The 26,248-nt window shown below is 56.6% G+C and carries 22 protein-coding genes; 8 read left to right on the top strand and 14 right to left on the bottom strand.

The window, feature by feature from the left end:
* Positions 1 to 49: 49 nt before the first annotated feature.
* A complete protein-coding gene (rlmD, locus tag ABLV17_RS09415; RefSeq protein WP_087858595.1) occupies positions 50 to 1,354 on the bottom strand; it encodes a 23S rRNA (uracil(1939)-C(5))-methyltransferase RlmD in 1,305 nt (434 codons plus the stop codon).
* Between the two features lie 110 nt (positions 1,355 to 1,464).
* Between rlmD and barA the strand changes: the two genes are divergently transcribed.
* Positions 1,465 to 4,215: a two-component sensor histidine kinase BarA gene (gene barA, locus ABLV17_RS09410; protein WP_213793481.1), complete on the top strand. Its 2,751-nt coding sequence runs from the start codon at positions 1,465 to 1,467 to the stop codon at positions 4,213 to 4,215.
* A 138-nt stretch (positions 4,216 to 4,353) separates the two neighbouring features.
* Here barA and ABLV17_RS09405 read toward each other — a convergent pair whose 3' ends face one another.
* The 8 genes from ABLV17_RS09405 to syd form a co-directional block, all read right to left on the bottom strand.
* On the bottom strand, positions 4,354 to 5,493 hold the full coding sequence (locus ABLV17_RS09405) for a glycerate kinase (RefSeq protein ID WP_087858597.1): 1,140 nt from the start codon (positions 5,491 to 5,493) through the stop codon (positions 4,354 to 4,356).
* 66 nt (positions 5,494 to 5,559) lie between these two features.
* Positions 5,560 to 6,900 carry a glucarate dehydratase gene (gudD, locus tag ABLV17_RS09400; RefSeq protein WP_308958012.1) on the bottom strand — a complete coding sequence of 447 codons (1,341 nt, stop codon included), beginning with the start codon at positions 6,898 to 6,900 and terminating at the stop codon, positions 5,560 to 5,562.
* 17 nt (positions 6,901 to 6,917) lie between these two features.
* A complete protein-coding gene (locus ABLV17_RS09395; RefSeq protein WP_308958011.1) occupies positions 6,918 to 8,258 on the bottom strand; it encodes an enolase C-terminal domain-like protein in 1,341 nt (446 codons plus the stop codon).
* A gap of 2 nt (positions 8,259 to 8,260) precedes the next feature.
* A complete protein-coding gene (locus tag ABLV17_RS09390; RefSeq protein WP_087858600.1) occupies positions 8,261 to 9,613 on the bottom strand; it encodes an MFS transporter in 1,353 nt (450 codons plus the stop codon).
* Positions 9,614 to 10,085: 472 nt separating this feature from the next.
* Positions 10,086 to 10,529, bottom strand: a complete 444-nt coding sequence (locus ABLV17_RS09385; RefSeq protein WP_087858601.1) for a flavodoxin — start codon at positions 10,527 to 10,529, stop codon at positions 10,086 to 10,088.
* A gap of 5 nt (positions 10,530 to 10,534) precedes the next feature.
* A complete protein-coding gene (gene truC, locus ABLV17_RS09380) occupies positions 10,535 to 11,329 on the bottom strand; it encodes a tRNA pseudouridine(65) synthase TruC (RefSeq protein ID WP_015703313.1) in 795 nt (264 codons plus the stop codon).
* A complete protein-coding gene (locus ABLV17_RS09375; RefSeq protein ID WP_045388938.1) occupies positions 11,329 to 11,658 on the bottom strand; it encodes a YqcC family protein in 330 nt (109 codons plus the stop codon). Before ABLV17_RS09375 ends, truC begins: the two co-directional genes overlap by 1 nt.
* 630 nt (positions 11,659 to 12,288) lie before the next feature.
* On the bottom strand, positions 12,289 to 12,834 hold the full coding sequence (gene syd / locus ABLV17_RS09370; protein ID WP_032712431.1) for a SecY-interacting protein: 546 nt from the start codon (positions 12,832 to 12,834) through the stop codon (positions 12,289 to 12,291).
* Between the two features lie 68 nt (positions 12,835 to 12,902).
* Between syd and queF the strand changes: the two genes are divergently transcribed.
* From queF to xni, 5 genes are all read left to right on the top strand, one after another.
* The gene (gene queF / locus ABLV17_RS09365) at positions 12,903 to 13,748 is read left to right on the top strand and encodes an NADPH-dependent 7-cyano-7-deazaguanine reductase QueF (protein ID WP_087858602.1); all 846 of its coding nucleotides are present in this window, start codon (positions 12,903 to 12,905) and stop codon (positions 13,746 to 13,748) included.
* Positions 13,749 to 13,860: 112 nt separating this feature from the next.
* Positions 13,861 to 15,228 carry a nucleotide 5'-monophosphate nucleosidase PpnN gene (gene ppnN, locus ABLV17_RS09360; RefSeq protein ID WP_045397613.1) on the top strand — a complete coding sequence of 456 codons (1,368 nt, stop codon included), beginning with the start codon at positions 13,861 to 13,863 and terminating at the stop codon, positions 15,226 to 15,228.
* A gap of 493 nt (positions 15,229 to 15,721) precedes the next feature.
* The gene (locus tag ABLV17_RS09355) at positions 15,722 to 17,011 is read left to right on the top strand and encodes an HAAAP family serine/threonine permease (protein ID WP_087858603.1); all 1,290 of its coding nucleotides are present in this window, start codon (positions 15,722 to 15,724) and stop codon (positions 17,009 to 17,011) included.
* 66 nt (positions 17,012 to 17,077) lie between these two features.
* Positions 17,078 to 18,445, top strand: coding sequence for an L-serine ammonia-lyase (locus tag ABLV17_RS09350; RefSeq protein WP_213793485.1), 1,368 nt, complete (start codon positions 17,078 to 17,080; stop codon positions 18,443 to 18,445).
* 152 nt (positions 18,446 to 18,597) lie between these two features.
* Complete coding sequence (xni, locus tag ABLV17_RS09345; protein ID WP_113372952.1) at positions 18,598 to 19,356, top strand: flap endonuclease Xni; 759 nt, start codon at positions 18,598 to 18,600, stop codon at positions 19,354 to 19,356.
* A gap of 43 nt (positions 19,357 to 19,399) precedes the next feature.
* Here xni and rlmM read toward each other — a convergent pair whose 3' ends face one another.
* The 3 genes from rlmM to gcvA are packed head-to-tail and all read right to left on the bottom strand — an operon-like array spanning position 19,400 to position 21,849.
* On the bottom strand, positions 19,400 to 20,500 hold the full coding sequence (gene rlmM, locus ABLV17_RS09340) for a 23S rRNA (cytidine(2498)-2'-O)-methyltransferase RlmM (RefSeq protein WP_015369947.1): 1,101 nt from the start codon (positions 20,498 to 20,500) through the stop codon (positions 19,400 to 19,402).
* Complete coding sequence (locus ABLV17_RS09335; RefSeq protein ID WP_015369946.1) at positions 20,493 to 20,888, bottom strand: DUF423 domain-containing protein; 396 nt, start codon at positions 20,886 to 20,888, stop codon at positions 20,493 to 20,495. Before ABLV17_RS09335 ends, rlmM begins: the two co-directional genes overlap by 8 nt.
* 43 nt (positions 20,889 to 20,931) lie before the next feature.
* The gene (gcvA, locus tag ABLV17_RS09330) at positions 20,932 to 21,849 is read right to left on the bottom strand and encodes a glycine cleavage system transcriptional regulator GcvA (protein ID WP_015369945.1); all 918 of its coding nucleotides are present in this window, start codon (positions 21,847 to 21,849) and stop codon (positions 20,932 to 20,934) included.
* A 432-nt stretch (positions 21,850 to 22,281) separates the two neighbouring features.
* Between gcvA and csdA the strand changes: the two genes are divergently transcribed.
* Positions 22,282 to 23,487 (top strand): cysteine desulfurase CsdA, encoded by a 1,206-nt coding sequence (gene csdA, locus ABLV17_RS09325; protein WP_308958938.1) that lies wholly within the window; start codon positions 22,282 to 22,284, stop codon positions 23,485 to 23,487.
* Positions 23,487 to 23,918 (top strand): cysteine desulfurase sulfur acceptor subunit CsdE, encoded by a 432-nt coding sequence (csdE, locus tag ABLV17_RS09320; RefSeq protein ID WP_087858607.1) that lies wholly within the window; start codon positions 23,487 to 23,489, stop codon positions 23,916 to 23,918. Before csdA ends, csdE begins: the two co-directional genes overlap by 1 nt.
* Before the next feature lie 77 nt (positions 23,919 to 23,995).
* Here the strand turns inward: csdE and tcdA are convergent, their stop codons facing one another.
* Together tcdA and mltA are read right to left on the bottom strand one after the other, a co-directional pair.
* Positions 23,996 to 24,805 (bottom strand): tRNA cyclic N6-threonylcarbamoyladenosine(37) synthase TcdA, encoded by an 810-nt coding sequence (gene tcdA / locus ABLV17_RS09315; RefSeq protein WP_348854219.1) that lies wholly within the window; start codon positions 24,803 to 24,805, stop codon positions 23,996 to 23,998.
* 78 nt (positions 24,806 to 24,883) lie between these two features.
* Positions 24,884 to 25,981 (bottom strand): murein transglycosylase A, encoded by a 1,098-nt coding sequence (gene mltA, locus ABLV17_RS09310; protein ID WP_045377497.1) that lies wholly within the window; start codon positions 25,979 to 25,981, stop codon positions 24,884 to 24,886.
* Positions 25,982 to 26,248: the final 267 nt, after the last annotated feature.

Here is a 26,248-nt window from a genome sequence, read left to right as displayed (position 1 = left end):
CACCGCCATCAGGCATCTTCACTGTCGCCTCGATGCGGGCTGAACAATTTTATGTAAGCTCGCGTTCAAACAATACTATCGATTCCAGGTGCCCGGTGTGCGGGAACATGTCCAGCATCGCCAGACGTTGAATGCGATATCCCGCCTGAAGCAACGCTTCGCTATCGCGCGCCAGCGTCGCCGGATTACATGAAACATAGACCACCCGCCGCGGAGCCAGCTTGATAATATGCGCCATCACGCCCGGGGCACCGGCTCTTGCCGGGTCGAGCAGAATTTTATCAAAGCCATGCTTCGCCCAGGCCTGCCGGGTGACATCCTCTTCCAGGTTTTCATGAAAGAAAGTCACGTTCTGCAACCCATTGAGGGCGGCATTTTCTCGCCCCTTCGCCACCAGCGCGGGCACGCCTTCGACGCCCACCACGCTCGCCGCCGCTTTGGCCAACGGCAGGGTGAAATTGCCCATACCGCAAAACAGATCCAGAACGCGGTCCTGCGGCTGAATATCTAACCAGGCCAGCGCCGTACGCACCATCTTCTGGTTTACGCCATCGTTGACCTGGATAAAATCGCGCGGACTGAACACTAAGCGTAGTCCGTCTGACGTGTACCAGGGTTCATCGCCGCGAATATGTTCAAGTATCTCGCTTTGCGGCGCGAGGTACAGGGATAGACCGTGAGTTTGCGAAAAACGTTCCAGTTTTTCTTTATCCGCCGCCGTTAGCGCGGCGGTATGGCGTAAAACCATCAGCGGTCCATTATCCGCCTGCACCAGTTCAACGTGGCCAAGTTGACGTTGTGATTGCAGGCTGGTTAAACACTCGCGCACCGCGGGTAACAACGCCTCAAGTTGGGGCACCAAAACGGGGCACTGCACCACATCGATGATTTCGCTGGAATTGGCCTTGCGAAAACCCATCTGCAGTTGTTGGGTCTTTGGCTGATAATTCAAGCTCAAACGCGCCCGACGACGGTAGCCCCAGGGTTCAGCGGCTATAATGTCGTCAACGTCACGTTTCATCAGGCGGGAGAGCGCGGCGCGCTTGCTTTGCTGCTGTAGTTCAATGCTCGCATGTTGCTGCTGACATCCGCCGCAGACGCCGAAATGCGGACAGCGCGGCGCGACGCGCTGTGGACTGTCGTTCAGGCGGCGTTTAACCTGAGCGCGGGCATACTGTTTTTTATCCTCTACCAGCACGACTTCCGCCTGCTCTTGCGGCAACAGGCCGGGGACAAACAGCGCCTTACCCTGATGACGGGCTACGCCCTGGCCAAAGGGATCAAGGTCATTTACCGTCACGGTTATGATCTGGCGCGTCGTCACACGCCGTTTTGCAGAGTAGAATTGCGCCATCGTAGAGGATTATCTCAAAAATATACTGACTCTATACATGAAATCATTCGGGCTACCAATGCAGAAGCCGTCTGAAGGTTGATATGTATATTCTCCCATAATGGAACCGCATGACCAACTACAGCCTACGTGCTCGCATGATGATTCTTATTCTGGCGCCGACCGTTTTGATTGGTTTGCTGCTCAGTATTTTCTTCGTCGCCCACCGCTATAACGACCTGCAGCGGCAGCTGGAAGATGCCGGCGCCAGTATTATTGAACCGCTGGCGGTATCCAGCGAATACGGTATGAATTTGCAAAATCGCGAGGCGATCGGCCAACTTATCAGCGTGCTTCACCGCCGCCATTCCGATATTGTGCGGGCCATTTCCATTTATGATGCTAAAAACCGGCTGTTCGTTACCTCTAACTTCCAGCTCGATCCGCGAGAAATACAGCTCCCGCGCGGCGCGCCCTTCCCTCGCCGCCTGAGCGTCACCCGCCACGGCGACATCATGGTGCTGCGCACGCCTATTGTGTCAGAAAGCTATCTGCCCGATGAGTCGCCGGAAAGCGATGCTAAAATGCCGGGCAACATGCTTGGCTATGTGGCGCTGGAGCTCGACCTTAAATCTGTGCGCCTGCAGCAGTACAAAGAGATATTTATCTCAAGCGTCATGATGCTGTTTTGTATCGGCATTGCGCTGATTTTCGGCTGGCGCCTGATGCGCGACGTGACCGGGCCGATTCGTAATATGGTCAACACCGTTGACCGCATCCGCCGCGGCCAGTTGGATAGCCGCGTTGAAGGTTTTATGCTCGGCGAGTTGGATATGTTGAAAAACGGCATTAACTCGATGGCGATGTCGCTTGCGGCATACCACGAGGAGATGCAGCACAATGTCGATCAGGCGACTTCGGATCTGCGCGAAACGCTGGAGCAGATGGAGATTCAGAACGTCGAGCTGGATCTGGCGAAAAAGCGCGCCCAGGAGGCCGCGCGCATCAAGTCCGAGTTCCTTGCCAATATGTCGCACGAGCTACGAACCCCGCTTAACGGCGTCATTGGCTTTACCCGCCTGACGCTGAAAACCGATCTCAACGCTACCCAGCGCGACCACCTGACCACCATCGAACGTTCGGCGAATAATCTGCTGGCCATCATCAATGACGTGCTGGATTTCTCCAAGCTCGAAGCGGGCAAGCTGATTCTGGAAAGCATTCCTTTCCTGCTGCGCAATACCCTGGATGAAGTGGTGACCTTGCTGGCGCACTCGGCGCACGATAAAGGGCTTGAGCTCACCCTCAACATCAAAAATGATGTCCCGGATAATGTGATTGGCGATCCGCTGCGCCTGCAGCAGGTGATCACCAATCTGGTGGGTAACGCGATTAAATTCACCGAGCACGGCAACATTGATGTGCTGGTTGAACAGCGGGCGATAAGCAATTCGCGAGTACAAATTGAAGTACAGATCCATGATACCGGTATCGGCATTCCGGAACGCGATCAGTCGCGGTTGTTCCAGGCCTTCCGCCAGGCCGATGCCAGTATCTCGCGCCGCCACGGCGGCACCGGCCTGGGGCTGGTTATCACCCAGCGTCTGGTCAAAGAGATGGGCGGCGATATCTCATTCCATAGTCAGCCGAACCGCGGTTCCACCTTCTGGTTCCATATCAGTCTTGACCTGAATCCGAACGCCATTACTGACGGTTTCGATACCCATTGCCTGGCGGGCAAGAAGCTGGCCTACATTGAAGCCAATGCTACCGCCGCGCAAAGCACGATGGAACTGCTGGCGACCACGCCGCTGGAAGTGGTCTACAGCCCGACGCTATCAGCGCTGCCGGATGCGCACTACGATATTTTACTGGCCGGTATTCCGGTCTCGATGCGCGATCTCAGCAACCAGCGGGATAAGCTGGTCCGCGCCTGCTCGCTATCCGATACCCTGGTGCTGGGGCTACCTTGCCACGCGCAGGTTAGCGCCGAAGAGCTGAAAAGAAACGGTGTTACCGCCTGCCTGCTTAAACCATTGACCTCCACGCGGCTTTTCCCGGTGCTGATGGCCTCTTGCCGCGCGCAGCCGCCGGTGCCACAGCCCTATATCGATAGCGATAAGCTGGCGATGACGGTAATGGCGGTGGATGATAACCCGGCCAACCTCAAGCTTATTGGCGCGCTGCTGGACGATCTGGTGCAGCATGTCATTCTGTGCGATAGCGGCCAGGATGCCGTAGAGCAGGCCAAACAGTCGCAGTTGGATCTCATTCTGATGGATATTCAAATGCCGGATATGGACGGTATTCGCGCCTGCGAATTGATCCGCCAGCTCCCGCATCAGCAGCAGACTCCAGTGATCGCGGTGACCGCTCATGCCCTTGAGGGGCAACGCGAGAAACTGCTGGCCGCCGGGATGAACGATTATCTGGCGAAGCCGATTGAAGAAGATAAGCTCAGCACCCTGCTGTTGCGCTATCAGCCCGGCATGCACGTCGCCGCCCCGCAAATCGCTGAACCGGTGGAGCCGGTTATCGATCATAACGTCACGCTCAACTGGCAGCTGGCGCTGCGTCAGGCGGCCATGAAACCAGACCTCGCTCGGGAGATGCTGCAGATGCTGCTCGCCTTTATGCCGGAGGTGCGCAATAAAGTTGAAGAACAGCTGGTTGGCGAGACGCCGGAAGGCCTGCTGGATTTAATCCATAAGCTGCACGGTAGCTGCAGCTACAGCGGCGTACCGCGGCTGAAAAAACTGTGCCATACCCTTGAAAGCCAGTTGCGCGCCGGTACCGCGCCGGAAGAGCTGGAGCCGGAACTGCTGGAACTGTTAGACGAGATGGATAACGTCGCCCGCGAAGCGTGCAAGATGGGAGTGTGATTCGGTGTTCCGGATCACGGCGCCACGGTCCGGTACTTGGTTGGTAGCCCCGGTAAGCGTAAGCGCCACCGGGGAGGGTTCCCGGATCGCGGCGCTACGCGCCTTATCCGGGCTACAAATACCACTGCGCCGGCCGGGTTACCGCTTACCGCCCATCTGCAATACCGCGGCCACGTTACGTGCCGTCATCCGCACGTTGGCGGCGGCGTTCGCCAGCGCCTCTTCCAGGGTACAGACGGTATACAACACGCTAAAGACCGCATCCAAACCATGCTGATGCACGACGCCAACATCGGCGGTCAGGCTGCCGGCAATCCCAATCACCGGCACGTTGAAGCGTTTCGCGACCTTCGCCACTCCCACCGGTACCTTGCCGTGAATGGTCTGGCTATCGATACGCCCTTCACCGGTAATCACCAAATCGGCATCAGCCACTAGCTCTGCCAACCCCAGCGCGTCGGTCACAATCTCAATTCCCGGGCGCAGGTTGGCACCGCAAAACGCATACAACGCCGCCCCCATACCACCCGCCGCGCCGCCCCCTTCCAGGCTCAGCACGTCGATATCCAAATCGCGGGCGATAATCTGCGCAAAGTGTTGCAGGCCGTGGTCAAGACGCTCAATCATCGCCGCCGTCGCCCCTTTTTGCGGGCCAAACACCGCGCTTGCCCCCTGCGGGCCGGTTAACGGGTTGGTGACGTCGCAGGCGACATCAATCCGGCAATCCGCCAATCTCGGATCCAACTCGCTAAGATCGATCCGCGCCAGCGTCTCCAGCGCGCCGCCGCCAGGGGCAATTTGCTGTTGCCCAGCGGTCAACAATTTCGCCCCCAGCGCCTGTGCCATACCGGCGCCGCCGTCATTGGTCGCGCTACCGCCGATACCAATAATAATCTGCGAAACCCCTGCATCCAACGCGTGACGAATCAGCTCGCCGGTTCCCCAGGAGGTGGTCAGTAGCGGATTACGTCGCGTGGGTGGCACGCTTTCCAGTCCGCTGGCCGCCGCCATTTCGATATAGGCGCAGCGCATATCGCCGGACAGGCCATAAAAGGCTTCGACCGGTTCGCCAAGCGGCCCGGTAACGCTGACCTGTACGATATGCCCTTGCGTCGCGGCAACCATCGCCTCAACGGTACCCTCACCGCCGTCGGCAACCGGGACTTTAACGTACTCCGCATGGGGATAAATCTCGCGAAACCCCGTTTCTATCGCGGTAGCGACATCCAGCGCACTCAGGCTCTCTTTGTAAGAATCCGGCGCGATCACTATCTTCATAAGTGTCCTTAATATGAATAACCCCGGCGACCGGCAGTTGCCGACCCCAACAGGGTCGGCGTTATCTTAGCGAACCATGCAAGGACGTTTGTTATCAAAGGTCCAGTTCGGGATTAAATATTGCATCGCCATGGCGTCATCACGAGCGCCCAGGCCATGTTTCTTATATAGCTCATTAGCCTGCATCACGCGGTCCATATCCAGCTCAACCCCCAAACCTGGCGCCGTCGGCACTTGCACCATACCGCCTTTGATTTCAAACGGTTGTTTGGTCAGACGCTGGTTGCCCTCCTGCCAGATCCAGTGGGTATCGATAGCGGTAATTTTACCCGGCGCCGCCGCAGCCACATGGGTAAACATCGCCAACGACACGTCAAAGTGGTTATTGGAGTGCGAACCCCAGGTCAGGCCAAATTCATGGCACATTTGCGCCACGCGCACCGAGCCCTGCATGGTCCAGAAGTGCGGATCCGCCAGCGGAATATCCACCGATTGTAACGACAGCGTATGGCCCATCTGCCGCCAGTCGGTGGCGATCATGTTGGTCGCGGTCGGCAGCCCGGTCGCCCGACGGAATTCGGCCATCACTTCGCGGCCGGAGAAGCCTTGTTCAGCGCCGCAAGGATCTTCCGCATAGGCCAGCACGCCTTTCAGTTGTTTACCTATCTGGATGGCTTCACCAAGCAACCAGGCGCCGTTCGGGTCGAGGGTCACGCGCGCATCAGGGAAACGCTTCGCCAGCGCGCTGATCGCTTCGGCTTCTTCAAAACCGGCCAACACCCCGCCCTTCAGTTTAAAATCATTGAAGCCATATTTTTCGTAAGCGGCCTCCGCCAGACGAACCACCGCCTCCGGCGTCATCGCCTCTTCATGACGAATACGGTACCAGTCGCACTGTTCATCCGGCTGGCTTTGATAATCCAGCGGTGTCGCGTGGCGGTTACCGACAAAGAACAGGTAGCCCAGCATTTCGACTTCGCTCCGCTGCTGACCGTCGCCAAGCAGAGAAGCAACGTTCACGCCCAGATGCTGGCCCAGCAGATCCAGCAGCGCCGCTTCAATCCCGGTCACCACGTGAATGGTGGTGCGCAGATCGAAAGTTTGCAGGCCGCGGCCGCCGGCATCACGGTCGGCAAACTGGTTACGCACGGCGTTCAGCACATTTTTGTACTCGCCCAGCGTCTTACCCACCACCAGCGGCGCGGCATCTTCCAGGGTCTGGCGGATCTTTTCGCCGCCGGGGATTTCGCCAACGCCAGTATGCCCGGAGTTATCTTTGATGATAACGATATTACGGGTGAAGTACGGCGCGTGCGCGCCGCTGAGGTTCATCAGCATGCTGTCATGCCCGGCAACCGGGATTACCTGCATGGCAGTCACAATTGGCGTTGAAGATGATGTAGTCATAGCGTAATCCTTTTTAATTAATGACGGCCGAAAACGGGGCGTTTACGGTCGAATGTCCAACCGGGAATCAGGTACTGCATCGGGCTTGCATCGTTACGCGCGCCGCCTGGCAGCGCCTTATAGGCCTCATGAGCTTTATGCACCTGTTCCCAGTCCAGCTCCACGCCGAGTCCCGGCGCGTCTGGCACGGCGATTTTGCCGTTGATAATCTGCAGCGGATTTTGCGTCAGACGCGAATCGCCCTCCTGCCAAATCCAATGGGTATCGATTGCGGTCGGATTGCCCGGCGCCGCGGCGCCGACGTGGGTAAACATCGCCAGCGAGATATCAAAGTGGTTGTTCGAGTGACAGCCCCAGGTCAGCCCCCAGTCATCGCACAACTGCGCCACCCGCACCGCGCCGGAGAGCGTCCAGAAGTGCGGGTCCGCCAGCGGAATATCGACGGCGTTGAGCATGACCGCATGCCCCATCTCGCGCCAGTTGGTGGCTATCATGTTGGTCGCCACCGGCAGCCCGGTGGCGCGACGGAACTCGGCCATCACTTCCCGGCCGGAAAAGCCCTGTTCCGCGCCGCACGGATCTTCGGCATAGGTCAGGACATCCTGCAGACCTTTACACAGCGTAATCGCTTCATCCAGCAGCCAGGCGCCGTTCGGATCGACGGTAATGCGCGCGTCAGGGAAGCGTTTTTTCAACGCGCGGGCGGTATCAATCTCCTGCTCGCCAGGTAACACGCCGCCTTTTAGCTTAAAGTCTTTAAAACCGTAGCGATCCTGCGCCGCCTCCGCCAGTCGCACCACCGCGTCGCTATTCAGCGCCTGCTGGTGACGAAGACGGTACCATTCGTGGTCGCCCGGCGTCCGCGCAAGATAGCCCAGATCGGTTTTTTCGCGGTCACCGATATAGAACAGGTAGCCCAGCACGGTCACCGCATCACGCTGTTTGCCCGGCCCCAATAGTTCGCAGACCGGGACATTCAACACCTTGCCAAGCAGGTCGAGCAGCGCGGCTTCCAGCGCCGCCACCGCATTGACTTTCAATTCGAAGGTCCATGCCCCTTTGCCGAAGGTGTCGAAATCCGCCGCCTGATTGCCTTTATGTACCTGCTGTACGACGCGGTTGAGGCGAGCGACCTCCTGTCCAACCACCTGGGGGATGGCATCGACCAACGTCTGGTAGATGACTTCGCCGCCGGGCGCTTCGCCGACGCCGGTATGCCCGGCGTTATCGGTTAACACCACTATGTTGCGGGTAAACCAGGCGTTATGCGCGCCGCCGATGTTCATCAGCATGCTGTCGTGCCCGGCGACAGGAATCACCTTCATTTCGGTAACGATTGGGCTGGATTGGGTATTCATGATTAACGCCCCGCAACCGGTTTAAGTTCGATACGTTTGATATCGCCAACCAGCACCAGGTAGCTGAGTACCGCCACCAGAGCGTGGATACCGACGTAAATCAGCGCGCCGTTGAAAGAGCCGGTGGTGCCGACGATATAGCCGATAGCGATAGGGGTGACGATGCCGGAAATATTGCCGAACATGTTGAACAGACCGCCTGAGAGGCCGCTAATCTCTTTCGGCGCGGTGTCCGCCATTACCGCCCAACCCAGCGCGCCAATGCCTTTACCGAAGAAGGCCATCGCCATAAAGCCGATGATCATCCATTCCACGTTGACGTAGTTACACATCAGCATGGTCATGGACAACAGCATACCCAGTACGATCGGCGTTTTACGCGCGATATTCAGCGAGCCGGTACGGCGCATCAACCAGTCGGAAATAATCCCGCCCAACACGCCGCCGACAAAGCCGCACACCGCCGGGATTGAGGCGACAAAGCCCGCTTTGAGGATCGACATGCCGCGCGCCTGCACCAGATAAACCGGGAACCAGGTGATAAAGAAGTAGGTTAACGCGTTGATGCAGTACTGGCCGATATAGATCCCGACCATCATTCGCGAGCCGATCAGTTGCTTGATTTGGCCCATTTTGACGTTAAAGGGCACCTTCTGCGCACTGCTCTTTTGATCCATATTGATCAACGCGCCGCCTTCGGCGATGTAGTCCAGCTCTTTCTGGTTAACGCCTGGGTGGTTATTGGGATCGTGGATCACTTTCAGCCACACGAAGCTAATGACAATACCCAATCCGCCCATAAAGAAGAATACGTGCGACCAACCCACTTCATGGGTCAACCAACCCATAATCGGCGCGAAAATAACGGTGGCAAAATACTGCGCGGAGTTAAAAATCGATACCGCCGTCCCTCTCTCCTGCGCCGGGAACCAGGCGGCCACAATGCGGCTATTGCCAGGGAACGAGGGCGATTCGGCAAGGCCGACGAGGAAGCGCAGGGTAAACAGCGCGATGATAATGCCAAAACCGCTAAAGATATCGACGAAGCCCTGCAGCAGGGTAAACACGGACCAGATAAAGATGGACCAGAAATAGACGCGTTTAGAACCAAAGCGGTCAAGCAGCCAGCCGCCTGGGATCTGTCCGATCACATAGGCCCATGAAAACGCGGAGAAAACATAACCCATGCCAACAGGATCGAGGCCGATATCCCTGGCCATTTCAGAACCGGCAATCGACAACGTCGCGCGGTCGCCATAGTTAAAGGATGTGACGATAAACAGCATCACCACTATCCAATAGCGAGCATTGGTGCGCTTTTCAGCGGCGCTCGCAGCCTGACTTAATGAACTCATTGTTGTACTCCTGAATCATAGCGTTTAGCTACGTTCATTCTGAACAGCACAACCTGTAGGGTAATCAGAATGACGTGTTAGTGTTTTTTTCGTTATATCTGGCGTACTGCTTTTGTCACTGGCAGGAAAAGTATAAAAAGAGGCGTCGGCGGGCTCACCGTGCATATACACAGCTTTAGCGGGTGATACTGCGTTAGTTTGTGGCGTATGCCTAAGGTTGTGGGGAGTAGTTCACGGAAATGGAAAACCGTCACCCGCTGATGGGTCGATGAACGACATTACCTTCAGAGTGTGAATCGGCTCTCTTGACGCCGGGGAAACGCAAAGAAAAAAGCCATAACGATGAAGTGGTTATCAGGCAGATGCCCGAAGCCGGGCGCGATGGAGAACGTTAAGATAACCCTGACCGTTTATCCGGCCACTGGCGGCTTAAGCGCGCCCTCTACGTAGGGAGAGGGCGTACTTAACATGATTACTCGAGCAGTTTAGCCCACGCTTCTACCCAAGGGTTGGAAACGCTTTCTGGTTCCGGGTCTTCGCTGGCGTCGATGGTGAGCATCTCGCCAATACGACGCGCGCCCTGCTCCTGCAGCAGCGCATCAAAGGTTTTACCGCCGCCGCAGAAGTTAGCGTAGGTGCTATCGCCAAGCGCGATAATGCCGTAGCGCAGATGCGGCTGATACATATCTTTAATGCCTTCATACAGCGGAACGATGCTGTCCGGCAGATCGCCCTGCCCGGTGGTCGAGGTCACGACCAGCACGTATTTGCCGGTATAGGATTCCCAGTCTTTCACTTCCGGGTCCTCAAATACCGTCGCTTTATGCCCCAGCCCGCTCAGAATGGCTTCCGCCTCCTCGGCGACCAACAGCGAGTTTCCATACATCGTGCCGACAAAAATTCCGACTTCTGCCATAGTGATTATCTCCCTGGATTATCCGCGATACTCTCATCCTGACCGCTGTCGTCGGCAAACTCAACCCTTTCATTTAACGGGAGAAGCCCGCGCCAGCCAAACTGCGACAGCGCGCGCATCCAGACATCATCCAGACCCGCGCGAATCGTCAGCGGCTCGCCGGTAAACGGATGCGTTAATGACAGCTGACTGGCATGCAGCATCAGGCGATTACAGCCGAAATGTTCAGCGGCGCTGCGGTTTTGCCGTAGATCGCCATGTTTGCTGTCACCGAGGATCGGATGGCGCAGATGGGCCAAATGGCGACGCAGCTGATGTTTACGCCCGGTTTTCGGCTCCAGCTCCACCAGCCCGTAGCGGGTGGTCGGGTAACGGCCGGTGGCGACCGGCATTTCTACCGTCGCCAGTCCGCGATAATGGGTCACCGCCGGCTGCGGGCCTTTATCTTCACGAGCGAATTTATCGGCGATTTTATCCAGCTCTTCTACAAGCGGATAATCCAGTACCGCCTCTTCAGTCAACCAGCCGCGAACGATGGCGTGATAGCGTTTTTGCATCTGGTGTTGTTCAAACTGCTGCGCCAGCAGCCTGCCCGCCTCGCTCGACAACCCCATCAGCAGCACGCCGGAAGTCGGCCGGTCCAGGCGATGAGCGGTGAAGACGTGCTGGCCGATTTGATCGCGCACGGTCTGCATCACTACCACTTTCTCGTCGCGATCCAGCCAGCTGCGGTGCACCAGCCAGCCGGAAGGCTTATTCACCGCCACCAGCCACTGGTCCTGATAAATAATCTCCAGCATCAGGCGTTTTCGTCCGCGAATAATGCATCCAGCAGCAGTAGTTCAGCCACGATAGCTTCGCGCGCCGGATGAGCTTTATCCAGCGCCATCTCGTAGTAGGGCGCGACGGCAAAGTTCTGCGGCAGCGGCATACCGCTGGCAATCAGTTGATGCATACGCGGGATCAGCACCCACTGTAGCCATTCCAGCGGCTCGAGCGTGTCCAGGCAAAACGGCTGCTCGCTGGCGAAAGCGCGGCTATCCGGCGCCTGTTCCTGCCAGTGGTTTGTTTCGCGCAGCAGCGCTTCAATGGCGTGCAGGCGATCGCGCACGCTAGCGTGAAGGGTCATGGGGAAACCTCGATGAATTGTAAACCGGGCGCAGGATAGCAAATCCGCGAGAGAAATAAAAAAAGGGAGCACTGTATAAACAGTGCTCCCGGTTCGTTTTGCAGCATTCCAGCTACATTGGTGCTCCCTGCTCGTCCTTGAAAACTTTTCCTGAGGTCTCCTGACCAAGTTCATCCATAAACTAGCGCATCCTGCTTTCACACCACCCCGATGTGAAATAACTTATCCCTAAGTGTGTCCAGATCTTCCTGATCCACCGTTCATCCTGAGCGGCTCTCGTTCTCCATCCTGGAGGTGTCCTTTACGCGTTCCTGCGTTATCCTTGCCTCATCCTGAAGCCTGTCCTTGCAACGCCATCCTGGCGGGTCCTGTAGAAGAGCCATCATCCTGATGTTCTCTTCATTTGCGACTTCCTGTCGACGTACATAGGATCACTGATTCCGCCTCTTCTTACAAGACTTACTACGACAATCTCTTAAGATTAGTGGCCAAACTAAAAGACCACATAATTACCAAATCATTTTATAACAATAAGTTAGATGTAATCACTACGTAAAAAATTGCTGAAAATGATGACGATCTCTTACAGGTCTTGTAAGAGATCTCTCACAAACCACCAGGGTAAATGGATTACAGAAGGGGCTCAAGCTGATTCAGGAAACTCGCAAGCGAGTGAGAAAGGGTCTCTCTTTTTCGGGTTCCGAGCGTCTCTTTAATGACTTCGCCGCTCAGGTTGCAGACCGAAATAACCTCCAGTTCGCTATCCAGCGTGGCGATAAACAGCGTCGGCGATAGCTTGAGGCGTTTTTGCACCACCAGGTGACCAATAAGGTTTTCCTGCACTCGCTGGAAATCATCCGGGCTCCAGGCCTGCAGCAAAGTAAGGTTCTGTGCCGCGAAGCGGGCGTGCATATCGCCAGCGAACTGAGTGGTATAATAACTATGAATTGGCTGTTGTACCACAATCTCCAGCGCTCGTTCAACTCCATCGAGATGGTGTTCTAACGTAAACGGCTGCGGCTGCCAGAAAACGGCATCGTCTTCACTGGCGCTAATACAGGGAGATGGGATGCCATAAAGGTCTTCGCTGCGCGGCAGGCTGGCATAACGCTGCTGCCAGGCATCGCAGTAACGTTGGGTAAATGATTGCAGCGCTTCTATGGTCTGATGATCCACCGGTTTCTCTCTTCACGTTAGACAGGATACACTTGGCATATAGTGTACCCGCTTTACTATGGTGAAACATGTCTTCTTACGATAATCATCAGGCGCTGGCCGGCCTGACGCTCGGTAAATCAACGGATTACCGCGATACCTATGACGCTTCGTTGCTGCAGGGCGTGCCGCGCAGCCTGAACCGCGACCCGCTCGGCCTGCACGCTGATAATCTACCGTTCCACGGCGCCGATATCTGGACGCTGTACGAGCTGTCGTGGCTGAACGCCAAAGGCCTGCCGCAGGTCGCCGTCGGCTACGTGGAGCTGAGCGATACCACCGTCAATCTGGTGGAATCGAAAAGCTTTAAACTGTACCTGAACAGCTTCAACCAGACCCGCTTCGCCGACTGGGAGGAAGTCCAGGCGACGTTGACCCGCGATCTCAGCGCCTGCGCCCAGGGCGAGGTCAAGGTTTCGCTGTACCGACTCGATGAGCTGGAAGGGCAACCGGTCGCCCATCTGCATGGCGCCTGCATCGACGATCAGGATATCGAGATTGATAACTATCAGTTCAGCGCCGACTACCTGCAGGATGCTGCCAGCGGCAAAGTCGTCGAAGAGACGCTGGTCAGCCATCTGCTGAAATCGAATTGTCTGATCACCCACCAGCCGGACTGGGGCTCGGTACAGATTCAGTATCGCGGGCCGAAAATCGATCGCGAAAAACTGCTGCGCTATCTGGTGTCGTTCCGCCACCACAATGAGTTCCATGAACAGTGCGTCGAACGCATCTTTAATGATGTACTGCGTTTCTGCCGCCCGGAATCGCTTTCCGTGTACGCTCGCTACACCCGCCGCGGCGGCCTGGATATCAATCCGTGGCGCAGCAACGGTGAATTCGTGCCGGCAACCGGCCGTCTGGCGCGGCAATAAGCGAAATTTTTCACACTTTGCGTGCGTTAACGCGTACGCAAGGTTGTGGAAAGACTACGGCCAGGGCTATTGTAATCACAGGAAGACGATAATCGTCCTGTAAGGAGTTCACTTGATTACACACGTTAGCCCGCTTGGTTCAATGGATATGCTGTCACAGCTGGAAGTGGATATGCTTAAACGCACCGCCAGTAGTGACCTGTATCAACTCTTTCGCAACTGCTCGCTTGCTGTGCTCAACTCGGGGAGCCTGACCGATAACAGCAAGGAGCTACTGTCTCGTTTTGAAAACTTCGATATTAACGTGCTGCGCCGCGAACGCGGCGTGAAGCTGGAACTGATCAACCCGCCGGAAGACGCTTTCGTCGATGGCCGTATTATCCGTTCCCTGCAGGCCAACCTGTTTGCCGTGCTGCGCGATATCCTGTTCGTCTACGGGCAGATCCACAACACCGTCCGCTTCCCGAATCTCGATCTCGAAAGCTCAATTCACATCACCAACCTGGTGTTCTCTATTCTGCGCAACGCCCGCGCGCTGCACGTCGGCGAAGCGCCGAATATGATTGTCTGCTGGGGCGGCCACTCTATTAATGAAAATGAGTACCTGTACGCGCGCCGCGTCGGTACCCAGCTTGGCCTGCGCGAACTGAACATCTGCACCGGCTGCGGGCCAGGCGCCATGGAAGCGCCAATGAAAGGCGCCGCCGTCGGCCACGCCCAGCAGCGCTATAAAGACAGCCGCTTTATCGGCATGACCGAACCTTCCATTATCGCCGCTGAGCCGCCAAACCCGCTGGTCAACGAACTGATCATCATGCCGGATATCGAAAAGCGTCTCGAAGCGTTCGTACGCATCGCCCACGGTATTATCATCTTCCCGGGCGGCGTGGGTACTGCGGAAGAGCTGCTTTATCTGCTGGGCATCCTGATGCATCCGGATAACAAATCACAGGTGCTGCCGCTTATCCTCACCGGGCCGAAAGAGAGCGCCGACTACTTCCGCGTGCTGGACGAGTTCATCGTTCATACCCTCGGCGAATCGGCTCGCCGCCACTACCGCATTATTATCGACGATGCCGCGGAAGTGGCGCGCCAGATGAAAAAAGCGATGCCATTGGTCAAAGAGAGCCGCCGCGAAACCGATGACGCCTATAGCTTCAACTGGTCGATTCGTATTTCGCCGGACCTGCAGATGCCGTTTGAGCCAACGCACGACAATATGGCTAATCTCAAACTTTATCCGGACCAACCGGTGGAAGTGCTGGCCGCCGACCTGCGTCGCGCCTTCTCCGGTATTGTCGCCGGCAACGTGAAAGAAGTCGGTATTCAGGCCATCGAGAAATATGGCCCTTACAAGCTGCATGGCGATCCGGAAATGATGCGCCGCATGGACGATCTGCTGCAGGGCTTCGTTGCCCAGCACCGCATGAAGCTTCCGGGCGGCAGCGCCTACATTCCGTGCTACGAAATCTGCTCCTGATAACGTGATACCTCTCCCGGGCGGCGGTCGATACCCTGCCCGGGTACTCCCGCCCGCAATTTCCAGTTAATTAATTTTTCTAATTAATGATTCGTAGAGTTTCCACATAGCCAATCGTTTGCGTTTCCAAAAAGAGCAATAAAATTCACCATAAAAATAACATTATGGCGAAAAAACGTCGTTTACATCACTTTTTTGCAGCAAAAACCTCGTTATTTGGTAACAGAGCTTTTATCTCATGTGCTGCAAATGATAGCCTTCGCGCCACATTTATCTGGCTGATCACCATAAACAGACTGTTGGGCTAAAAACGTTCAGATTTAAAGTGGATTATTGCATTTGGGATCCCGATCACTGATGTATTTTCCATATAAATGTATCTTGCCGCCCAATTGTTACGGAGAAAATTTCTAAAAAACCGTAAAGCAACGAATTTCATATTATTTAATCGTTTTTATTTACTAGATTTTGTTGATTCCTCCAGGAGATACAGATGGAAACCACACAAACCAGCACTATCGTTTCGGGTGAAACCCGCAGCGGATGGCGCAAAACGGATACCATGTGGATGCTGGGCCTGTACGGCACGGCGATCGGCGCGGGCGTTTTGTTCCTGCCAATCAACGCCGGCGTCGGCGGTATGATCCCACTGATTATCATGGCTATTCTGGCCTTCCCGATGACCTTCTTCGCACACCGCGGTATGACCCGCTTCGTGCTTTCCGGTAAAAACCCGGGTGAAGACATCACCGAAGTGGTTGAAGAACACTTTGGCGTGGGTGCAGGTAAGCTGATTACTCTGCTCTACTTCTTCGCAATTTATCCGATTCTGCTGGTTTACAGCGTGGCTATCACCAACACCGTCGAAAGCTTCATGGCGCACCAGCTGCACATGACGCCGCCGCCGCGCGCCATTCTGTCCCTGATCCTGATTGTCGGCATGATGACCATCGTTCGTTTCGGCGAGCAGATGATCGTTAAAGCAATGAGCATCCTGGTATTCCCGTTCGTTATCGCGCTGATGATCCTGGCGCTGTATCTGATCCCACAGTGGAACGGCGCGGCGCTGGAAACCCTGTCGCTGAGCAGCGCGACAACAACCGGTAACGGTCTGCTGATGACCCTGTGGCTGGCGATCCCGGTGATGGTCTTCTCCTTTAACCACTCGCCGATCATCTCCTCCTTCGCGGTCGCGAAGCGTGAAGAGTACGGCGAAGGCGCTGAGAAGAAATGCTCCAGCATCCTGGCGCGCGCTCACATCATGATGGTGCTGACCGTTATGTTCTTCGTCTTCAGCTGCGTACTGAGCCTGTCTCCGGCAGACCTGGCGGCGGCGAAAGAGCAGAACATCTCGATTCTGTCTTACCTGGCGAACCACTTTAATGCACCGGTTATCGCCTGGATGGCGCCGATCATCGCGATGATCGCTATCACCAAATCCTTCCTCGGCCACTATCTGGGCGCTCGTGAAGGTTTCAACGGCATGGTGATTAAGTCTCTGCGCGGCAAAGGCAAAACCATCGAAATCAACAAACTGAACAAGCTGACCGCGCTGTTTATGCTGGTCACCACCTGGATTGTGGCCACGCTGAACCCGAGCATCCTCGGCATGATTGAGACCCTGGGCGGCCCGATTATCGCGATGATCCTGTTCCTGATGCCGATGTACGCTATCCAGAAAGTTCCGGCCATGCGCAAATACAGCGGCCACATCAGCAACGTCTTCGTTGTGATTATGGGCCTGATTGCCATCTCCGCGATTTTCTACTCTCTGTTCAGCTAATTCTCTTAAGACCTCCCCTCGCGCCGCTTAACGGCGGCGCGCTTTCCGACAGTACTGGAATACATCATGATCAGCGTATTCGATATTTTCAAAATCGGCATTGGCCCATCCAGCTCCCATACCGTTGGACCGATGAAAGCGGGCAAACAATTTACTGACGACCTGATTGCGCGCGGCCTGCTGGCTGACGTCAGCAAAGTCGTCGTTGACGTTTACGGCTCCCTGTCCCTGACCGGTAAAGGCCACCATACCGATATCGCCATTATCATGGGGCTGGCCGGCAATCTGCCGGATACCGTCGACATCGACGCGATCCCGGGCTTTATCCAGGACGTTAACACCCACGGCCGCCTGCTGCTGGCGAACGGCCAGCACGAAGTCGCGTTCCCTGTCGACCAGTGCATGAATTTCCATGCCGACAACCTGTCTCTGCATGAGAACGGCATGCGCATTACCGCGCTGGGCGGCGACAAGGTACTCTACAGCCAGACCTACTACTCCATCGGCGGCGGCTTTATCGTCGATGAAGAGCACTTCGGCCTGACCACCGAAGCGCCGGTTGCCGTGCCTTATCCGTACAAAAACGCCGCCGACCTACAGAAACACTGCAATGAAACCGGCCTGTCGCTCTCCGGGCTGATGATGCAGAACGAGCTGGCGCTGCACAGCAAAGAAGAGCTGGAACAGCACTTCGCCGCGGTGTGGGAAGTGATGAGCGCCGGTATCGAGCGCGGTATCACCACGGAAGGCGTGCTGCCGGGCAAACTGCGCGTTCCGCGCCGCGCCGCCGCGTTGCGCCGCATGCTGGTGAGCCAAGACAATACCAACAGCGACCCGATGGCGGTCGTGGACTGGATCAACATGTTCGCGCTGGCGGTAAACGAAGAGAACGCCGCCGGTGGCCGCGTTGTCACCGCGCCAACTAACGGCGCGTGCGGTATCGTTCCGGCGGTACTGGCCTACTACGACAAGTTTATCCGTAAGGTGAACGCTAACTCTCTGGCCCGCTATATGCTGGTCGCCAGCGCCATTGGCTCGCTGTATAAGATGAATGCCTCTATCTCCGGTGCCGAAGTCGGTTGCCAGGGCGAAGTCGGCGTGGCCTGCTCGATGGCCGCGGCCGGTCTGGCGGAGCTGCTGGGCGCTAGCCCGGCTCAGGTGTGCATCGCCGCGGAAATCGGTATGGAGCATAACCTCGGCCTGACCTGCGACCCGGTTGCCGGCCAGGTGCAGGTACCGTGCATCGAGCGTAACGCCATCGCGGCGGTCAAAGCGGTTAACGCCGCGCGCATGGCCCTGCGCCGTACCAGCGAACCGCGCGTGTGCCTCGATAAGGTTATCGAGACGATGTATGAAACGGGCAAAGATATGAACGCCAAGTACCGCGAAACCTCTCGCGGCGGCCTGGCGATGAAAATCGTCGCCTGCGATTAACGCCTCTGGCCCGGCACGCTTCGGTATGTCGGGCCAACTCTCCTCCCGCCCTGGCTCATTCTGCGAGCCTGCTTCCCGAACTTCGCTCTACCAATAGCCTCGTCTTGCCACCGATGTTACCCTTACAGCCTTAGAACAAAGGGAGGTATCTTGTGGCTGTTCATCTGTTAATTGTCGACGCGCTCAACCTGATCCGCCGTATTCATGCGGTACAGGGTTCACCCTGCGCGGATACCTGCCTGCACGCCCTGGAACAGCTTATCGTCCACAGCCAGCCGACGCACGCCGTGGCGGTGTTCGACGATGAAGACCGCGCCCACGGCTGGCGCCATCAGCGGCTGCCGGAATATAAAGCCGGGCGCGCGCCGATGCCGGAAACGCTGGAGGCGGAAATGCCGGCGCTGCGGGCGGCCTTCGAACAGCGCGGTATCCGCTGCTGGGCGCTGCCCGGCAGCGAAGCGGACGACCTGGCGGCCACGCTCGCCGTTAAAGTTGCCCAGGCCGGGCATCAGGCGACTATTGTCTCGACCGATAAAGGCTACTGTCAGCTGCTGTCGCCGACCATCCGCATCCGCGACTATTTCCAGAAACGCTGGCTGGATGCGCCGTTTATCGCCAATGAATTCGGCGTGACGCCGGAGCAACTGCCGGACTACTGGGGTCTGGCGGGGATTAGCAGTTCGAAAGTACCGGGCGTTGCCGGAATTGGGCCGAAAAGCGCGGCGCAGCTGTTAACGGATTATCAGGATTTAGAAGGCATCTACGCGCGGCTTGCGAATGTGCCGGAGAAGTGGCGTAAGAAACTTGAAGAGCATAAAGAGATGGCGTTTACCTGCCGGGAAATCGCCCGCCTGCAAACGGATTTACAGCTCGATGGCAACCTGCAACAGCTGCGTTTGCCATCCGCGTGATCCCCGGCCGCGCTGATGCGTGGCCGGGGCTGCTGAGCGCTAATTAGCGCTCGTCGCGGCGGCCGCCGACCGCCGCCCACAGGCGACGCACGTGTACGGTCACTTCTTCACGGTCGTGATACAGCTGACGGGCCTGAATCTGCGCGTTAATACCGTGCTCATCAAGCTGCGCCTGAATATAGGCCAGGTTTTGCGACACCTCTTCATAGCGCTTTTTCATCGGCAGCTTGAGGTTAAAAATGGTCTCGCGACACCAGCCGTTCACCAGCCACTGCGCCATTAACGCCGCCACCTTCGCCGGTTTCTCAACCATGTCGCACACCATCCACGAGATGTTGTTGCGGTTCGGACGATAGCGGAAGCCATCTTCACGCAGCCAGGTCACCTGTCCGGTATCCATCAGGCTCTGCGCCATCGGGCCGTTATCGACCGAAGAGACCCACATGTTGCGCTTCACCAGCTGATAGGTCCAGCCGCCCGGGCAGGCGCCGAGATCCACCGCGTACATGCCATTCGCCAGACGCTCGTCCCACTCATCCGCCGGAATGAAGACGTGAAATGCCTCTTCCAGCTTCAGCGTCGAACGGCTCGGCGCATCGGAAGGGAACTTCAGGCGCGGGATCCCCATATAAAACGGCGAGTTGTTATTGCTAAAGGAGTAGCCGGTATAGCAACAGCCGGGTGCGATAAAGAACACGTGCACCACCGGACGCTTCGGCGTTTCATAGTTAGTCAGCACGCCGGCTTCACGCAGCGCCGCGCGCAGTGGCACCGTGAACTTGCGGCAGAACTTCATCAGCTCCTTGCTTTCGTTGGTATCCGCAACCTCAACGCGCAGATCGCCGCCCTTTTCCACCACGCCCTGCAGCATGCCGACGATCGGCGTGATGCGGTCTTCCGGCGGCAGGTCGCGCAGCAGTTCGCCAACGACGAACATCTGGCGCGCGAAAATCAGCGAGCTAAACGGCAAATCGCGCACCAGCTTCTCGCCATCGCCCTGCTGATAGCACTCAAAAATCACATAGCCGGAGTCGTCTTTGACCCGGGCAAAACCAAATACCTCAAGGCGGGCTGCCTTATCGGTAATTTCTGCTGCGCACTCTTTCTCAAACCCGGGGCGACAATAGAGGACAACCTTATTCATGAACAACGCCCTTACGTTTCAGACGAATTGCACCAATTAACATTAATACCCAACCGGCAAGGAAGCAGACGCCGCCTACCGGGGTAACGAACGCCCACAGGCGTAAATGCGACAGCGCCAGGCAATATAAGCTGCCGCTGAACAACACGGTTCCCAGCGCCAAAAACACGCTGCTCCAGTAAAACCAGATGCTTATCCGCCGCTGCATGGCGACAGACAGGCCTAAAATCGCCAGCGTATGAAACGCCTGATACTCAAGGCCGGTGTGGATCCAGGCCATTTCGGCCGCACCCAGCGATTTACTTAATACGTGTGCGCCAAAGGCGCCCAGAGCCACAAAGATAAAGCCGCTGATGGCGGCAAAAATCAGCATAAAACGGCTGGTCATGTTGATACCCTACAAAGTCAGTTAACGCCTGGTCATCAGGCCGTTATTGTTCGTAACGAAAGCGGAATTTTTCTTGTTCGCTCGCCGCCTTCGCTAAAATCCACTGGCGGAAAGCGGCTATTTTACCCAGTTCAGCCTGACTGTCATGACAAACAAGGTAAAACGCGTTCTTACTGACCAGAACATCATTAAACGGGCAGACCAAACGGCCTGCTTCAATTTCGGACTGGGCCATAACGTTATTGGCCAGTGCGACGCCTTGTCCATGGATTGCCGCCTGCAGCACCATCGCGCTGTGGCTGAATATCGGTCCCTGTTGCACATTGATATGATTTAGACCCAGTTGCCGGGTATAAGTTTGCCAGTCGCGGCGAGAGGCATCATGTAACAGCGTATGTTGCGCCAGATCGGCAGGCGTTTTCAACGCTTTGTCACCGGTTAACAACAACGGCGAACAAACCGGCAGTAAATATTCGGCGTACAGTTTTTCAACACGTAGCCCCGGCCAGTTGCCGCGGCCATAGAAAATCGCCACGTCGACGTCGTCGGCCAGTTTGTCTTCCTGACGGTCCACCGCCTGGATCCGCACATCGATCCCCGGATAAGCTGAGTTAAAGCTTGAGAGTCGCGGCACCAGCCACTGAATGGCGAAACTGGGCAATAAACTAACAGTTAGCGCCCCTTTCGCGCTGCGCGCCTGCAGTTTACGCGTCGCTTCGGTGAGCTGCGAAAAAATCTCTTTAATATCCTGAAAATAGCTTTGCCCCTCTTCCGTTAACAGCAGCGAGCGATTGCGTCGACGAAACAGCTTCAGGCCCAGAAAGTCCTCTAGTGACTTGATTTGGTGACTTACTGCGGCCTGCGTCACAAAAAGCTCATCGGCTGCGCGAGTGAAGCTCAGATGACGTGCGGCTGCATCAAAAACACGTAATGCATTCAGAGGTGGTAATCGCTTCGACATGGTTATTCTGACTGAGATGTTAACGAGTTTTAACAAATAGGAAACAACAGTTAACCTATTAGTTTTTTTTATCTGAGCCATTATAAATTGTCCGTTGAGGTTCTACCAGCAAATACCTATAGTGGCGGCACTTCCTGAGCCGGAACGAAAAGCTTTTTTTGGAATGCGTGTTCCAACAAGCTTTTGGCTTACGGTTGTGATGTTGTGTTGTTGTGTTTGCAATTGGTCTGGGTTTGCAGACCATGGTAGCAAGGCTACCTTTTCACTTCCTGTACATTTACCCTGTCTGTCCATAGTGATTTAATGTAGCACCGCAATGCGCGGTGCTTTTTTTTGCCGAAAAATCACCGTTCTCCCCGCCTCCTCGCTATCACCAGCCTTGCCCTAATGGGGAATTTGCGCGACGATCGTGATATCGATATGAGGAATTCCATGAACGCATTCAATCCCGCCCATTTCCGCGCCCAGTTTCCAGCCCTGGCGGATGCCGGCGTCTACCTGGATAGCGCGGCGACGGCGCTAAAACCGCTGGCCGTGATCGATGCCAGCGACCAGTTTTATCGCCTGAGCGCCGGCAACGTCCACCGCAGCCAGTTTGCCGCCGCCCAGCATCTTACCGAGCGCTACGAGGCGGCGCGCGAACGCGTCGCCAACTGGCTTAACGCGCCTTCCGGCAAAGATATCGTCTGGACCCGCGGCACCACCGAAGCCATCAATATGGTCGCGCAGAGTTACGTGCGCCCGCGCCTGCATCCTGGCGATGAGATAATCGTCAGCGAAGCCGAACACCACGCCAACCTGGTACCGTGGCTGATGGTTGCCGAACAAACCGGCGCGCGGGTGGTCAAGCTGCCGCTGGGCGCCGATCGTCTGCCGGATATCGCGCAACTCCCTTCGCTTATCTCTTCACGCAGCCGGGTGCTGGCGATTGGCCAGATGTCTAACGTCACCGGCGGCTGCCCCGACCTGCAGCGTGCCATTGCTCTCGCCCATCAGGCGGGAATGATAGTGATGGTTGACGGCGCGCAGGGCGCGGTGCACTTCCCGGCTGACGTGCAGGCGCTGGATATCGATTTTTATGCCTTCTCCGCCCACAAGCTGTATGGCCCAACGGGTATTGGCGCGCTGTATGGCAAAAGCGACCTGCTGGCGGAAATGTCGCCATGGCTCGGCGGCGGCAAAATGATTACTGAAGTCTCATTCGATGGTTTTAAACCCCAGCCCGCCCCCTGGCGGCTTGAAGCCGGGACGCCCAACGTCGCCGGCGTTATCGGCCTCAGCGCCGCGCTGGAATGGCTGCAGGAAATCGATCTTGCACAGGCGGAAAACTGGAGCCGTAGCCTGGCGACGCTTGCGGAAGACGAGCTGGCAAAGCGGCCCGGTTTTCGTTCATTCCGCTGTCAGGATTCGAGCCTGCTGGCCTTTGATTTCAAGGGTGTACACCATAGCGATATGGTTACGCTGCTGGCGGAGTCCGGCATTGCGCTACGCGCCGGGCAACATTGCGCGCAGCCGCTACTGGCGGCATTAGGCGTCAGCGGTACGCTGCGCGCCTCATTCGCGCCGTACAATACGCAAGATGATGTCTATGCGCTGGTACACGCTATCGACCGCGCGCTGGAAATACTGGTGGATTAATGATGACTTCCCAACCTTTAAGCGCCGCGCTCAGCGAAGCGACGCTGCGCCAGACCTTCGCCCCGCTGACTCAGTGGGAAGATAAGTACCGCCAGTTGATTTTAGTGGGTAAGAAACTGCCGCCATTAACGGACGCCCAGCGGACGCAGGCGAAAGAGATTGCGGGCTGCGAAAACCGCGTCTGGCTGGGGTATCAGGTTGATGCCGAGGGCAAGATGCGCTTCTTTGGCGATAGCGAAGGGCGTATCGTGCGCGGCCTACTGGCGGTGCTGTTAGCCGCCTGCGACGGAAAAAGCGCCGCTGAGATTTTAGCAAAAGATCCGTTGGCGCTATTCGATGAGCTGGGTTTGCGCGGGCAGCTTAGCGCTTCACGCAGTCAGGGGCTGCAGGCGCTAAGCGACGCGGTGCTCGCCGCCGCCCGCGAGAACTAATTCAAACGCCGTCTCCCCGGCTTGCGCTACGCTGAGCCGGGCTACGGTTCTGCGCCGTCCGGAAAACGTCCCTCAGGCTATTCCCCCTGACGCTGCGCTTTTGCCAACATCTTCTTCAACGCATGGGATACGGCGACAAAACCAAAGGTCGCCGTCACCATGGTCGCCGCGCCAAAACCGGAGGCGCAATCCATCCGCTTCGGCCCTTCCGCCGTGCTTTTCATTGCACATACGCTGCCGTCAGCCTGCGGGTAGACCAACGCTTCGGTCGAGAAGACGCAATCGATGCCCAGCTTTCCTTTACTATTCTTCACTACGCCGAACTGGCTTTTCAGACGCTCACGCAGTTTCGCCGCCAGCGGATCCTGAATTGTTTTCGCCAAATCGGCGACCTGGATCTGCGTCGGATCAATTTGCCCGCCGGCTCCGCCGGTCGTGACCAATGGGACTTTATAACGCCGGCACCAGGCGATCAGCGCCGCTTTTGGCCTGATGCTATCGATAGCATCGATAACATAGCTAAAGCCCGTTCCCAGGTATTCCGCTACGTTCTCCGGCGTGATGAAAACATCGATAACCGTAACCCGGCACTCCGGGTTAATGAGACGTATACGCTCGGCCATCACTTCCGCTTTCGCCAGCCCAACGTTGCCGCCAAGGGCGTGGATTTGGCGATTGGTATTGGTGACGCAGACATCATCCATATCAATCAGCGTAATCGCGCCAATCCCGGTTCGCGCCAGCGCTTCCGCCGCCCATGAACCGACGCCGCCGATCCCGACCACGCAAACATGCGCCTCGGCAAAACACTGCAGCGCCTTTTCGCCATATAAACGCGCCGTGCCGCCAAACCGCTGGCGCCAGGCATCGCTGATTACTACAGACATAAAACCTCAGAATAAAGTGGAGACCCCGGACCGGCGCGTTGCGCGGATCCGGGTTAGAAACATACGGACGTTTAAACGTTAACCGCTAAAGACGCTACCGGCGCCTGGCGCGTTTTTCAGTACCCACACGCGGCCATAGTGGTTATACCAACCGGCGCGATGACCCGCATCCGGGCCGATGCCCTGGTAGATATCGAAGTGCTGGCCTTTAATCGCCCCGCCGACATCCAGCGCCACCATCAGGCGTAGCTCGTATTGACCGTTAAACTTACCGTTATTATCCAGCAGAGGCACCTCGGCCAGCAAGGTGGTTCCCGGCGGAATAATCGAACGGTCAGAGGCGACCGACGCGCGGCCAATCAACGGTACCGCGCTCGCTCCTTTCACCGGCGCGTAGGACTGCGGTTTAAAGAAGACGAAAGAGGGGTTCTGTTCCAGCAGCTCGCGGACTTCCGCTTCGCTATGCTTTTCGCCCCATTCACGGATCGCCTGCATCGACATATCTTCCCGCTTCACTTCGCCGCGGTCGATAAGCACTTTACCAATGCTACGGTAAGGCCAGCCGTTTTTCCCGGCGTAGCTGAAGAAATTAAGCGGCGAACCGTCGCCAAAGTCGATATAGCCGCTGCCCTGAACGTCCATGATGAAGTTATCCATCAGCGAGTTGCTGTAGGCCAGCACGTAGTTATCGCTTAGCGCTCCGGCATAAATGCTGGCGCGGGAAGGCAGTTTGCCGTTTTTCGGCGGCATACGGTAAATAGGATACTGGAACTCGCCCTGGCGAGTGTGGCGGGCCTGCACGACCGGGGTGTAGTAGCCGGTAAACTGCACGTTGCCGTAGTTATCGGCCCCCTGCATCTGCCAGGCATCAATACCAAACTGGCGTAACGTGCGGGTATCGCCGCCGGAACGCAGCCACTCCTGAATCGCGTTATAAACGCTGCTCTGGCTATTATAGAGACGCGGAGAGGCGCTACGAATCTGACCAACCTGCTGAGAGAAGTCACCGGCGTTAATCGGCGCGCCGACCGCATCAGGTTGGTTTACCAATGAAAACGGCTGGGTAAACTTGCCATCACTATATTGCTGACCGCGATCGGTCGGTTTCGAGGAACAGGCGGCGAGCATCGCCAGCATTGCCCCCGTCGCTACATATTTTGCCCAACGTCCTTTCATGGTATCTCTTCTTTATTGCTGCTAAGCCTTAGTGCGTGATGAAGATAACAAACCCATGCGGCTAATGAAATGCGCGAAAGCGCGCCGCAGCCCAAATTGTGTAAAAATCCGCCCGTCACTGTCTATTTCGCCGCCACTCCTTACAAAATTGACGATTTCTACGAAAAAAGGTTGCATCAGAACGCTAGCGGAGTATAGTGCGCTTCCACGGACGCGGGGTGGAGCAGCCTGGTAGCTCGTCGGGCTCATAACCCGAAGGTCGTCGGT

The sequence above is a fragment of the Klebsiella sp. CN_Kp091 genome, assembly GCF_040065095.1.
GTDB classification, from domain to species: Bacteria; Pseudomonadota; Gammaproteobacteria; order Enterobacterales; family Enterobacteriaceae; genus Klebsiella; species Klebsiella aerogenes.
The sequence above is the reverse complement of the archived record's forward strand: the minus strand, read 5'-3'. Positions and strand labels throughout refer to the sequence as shown.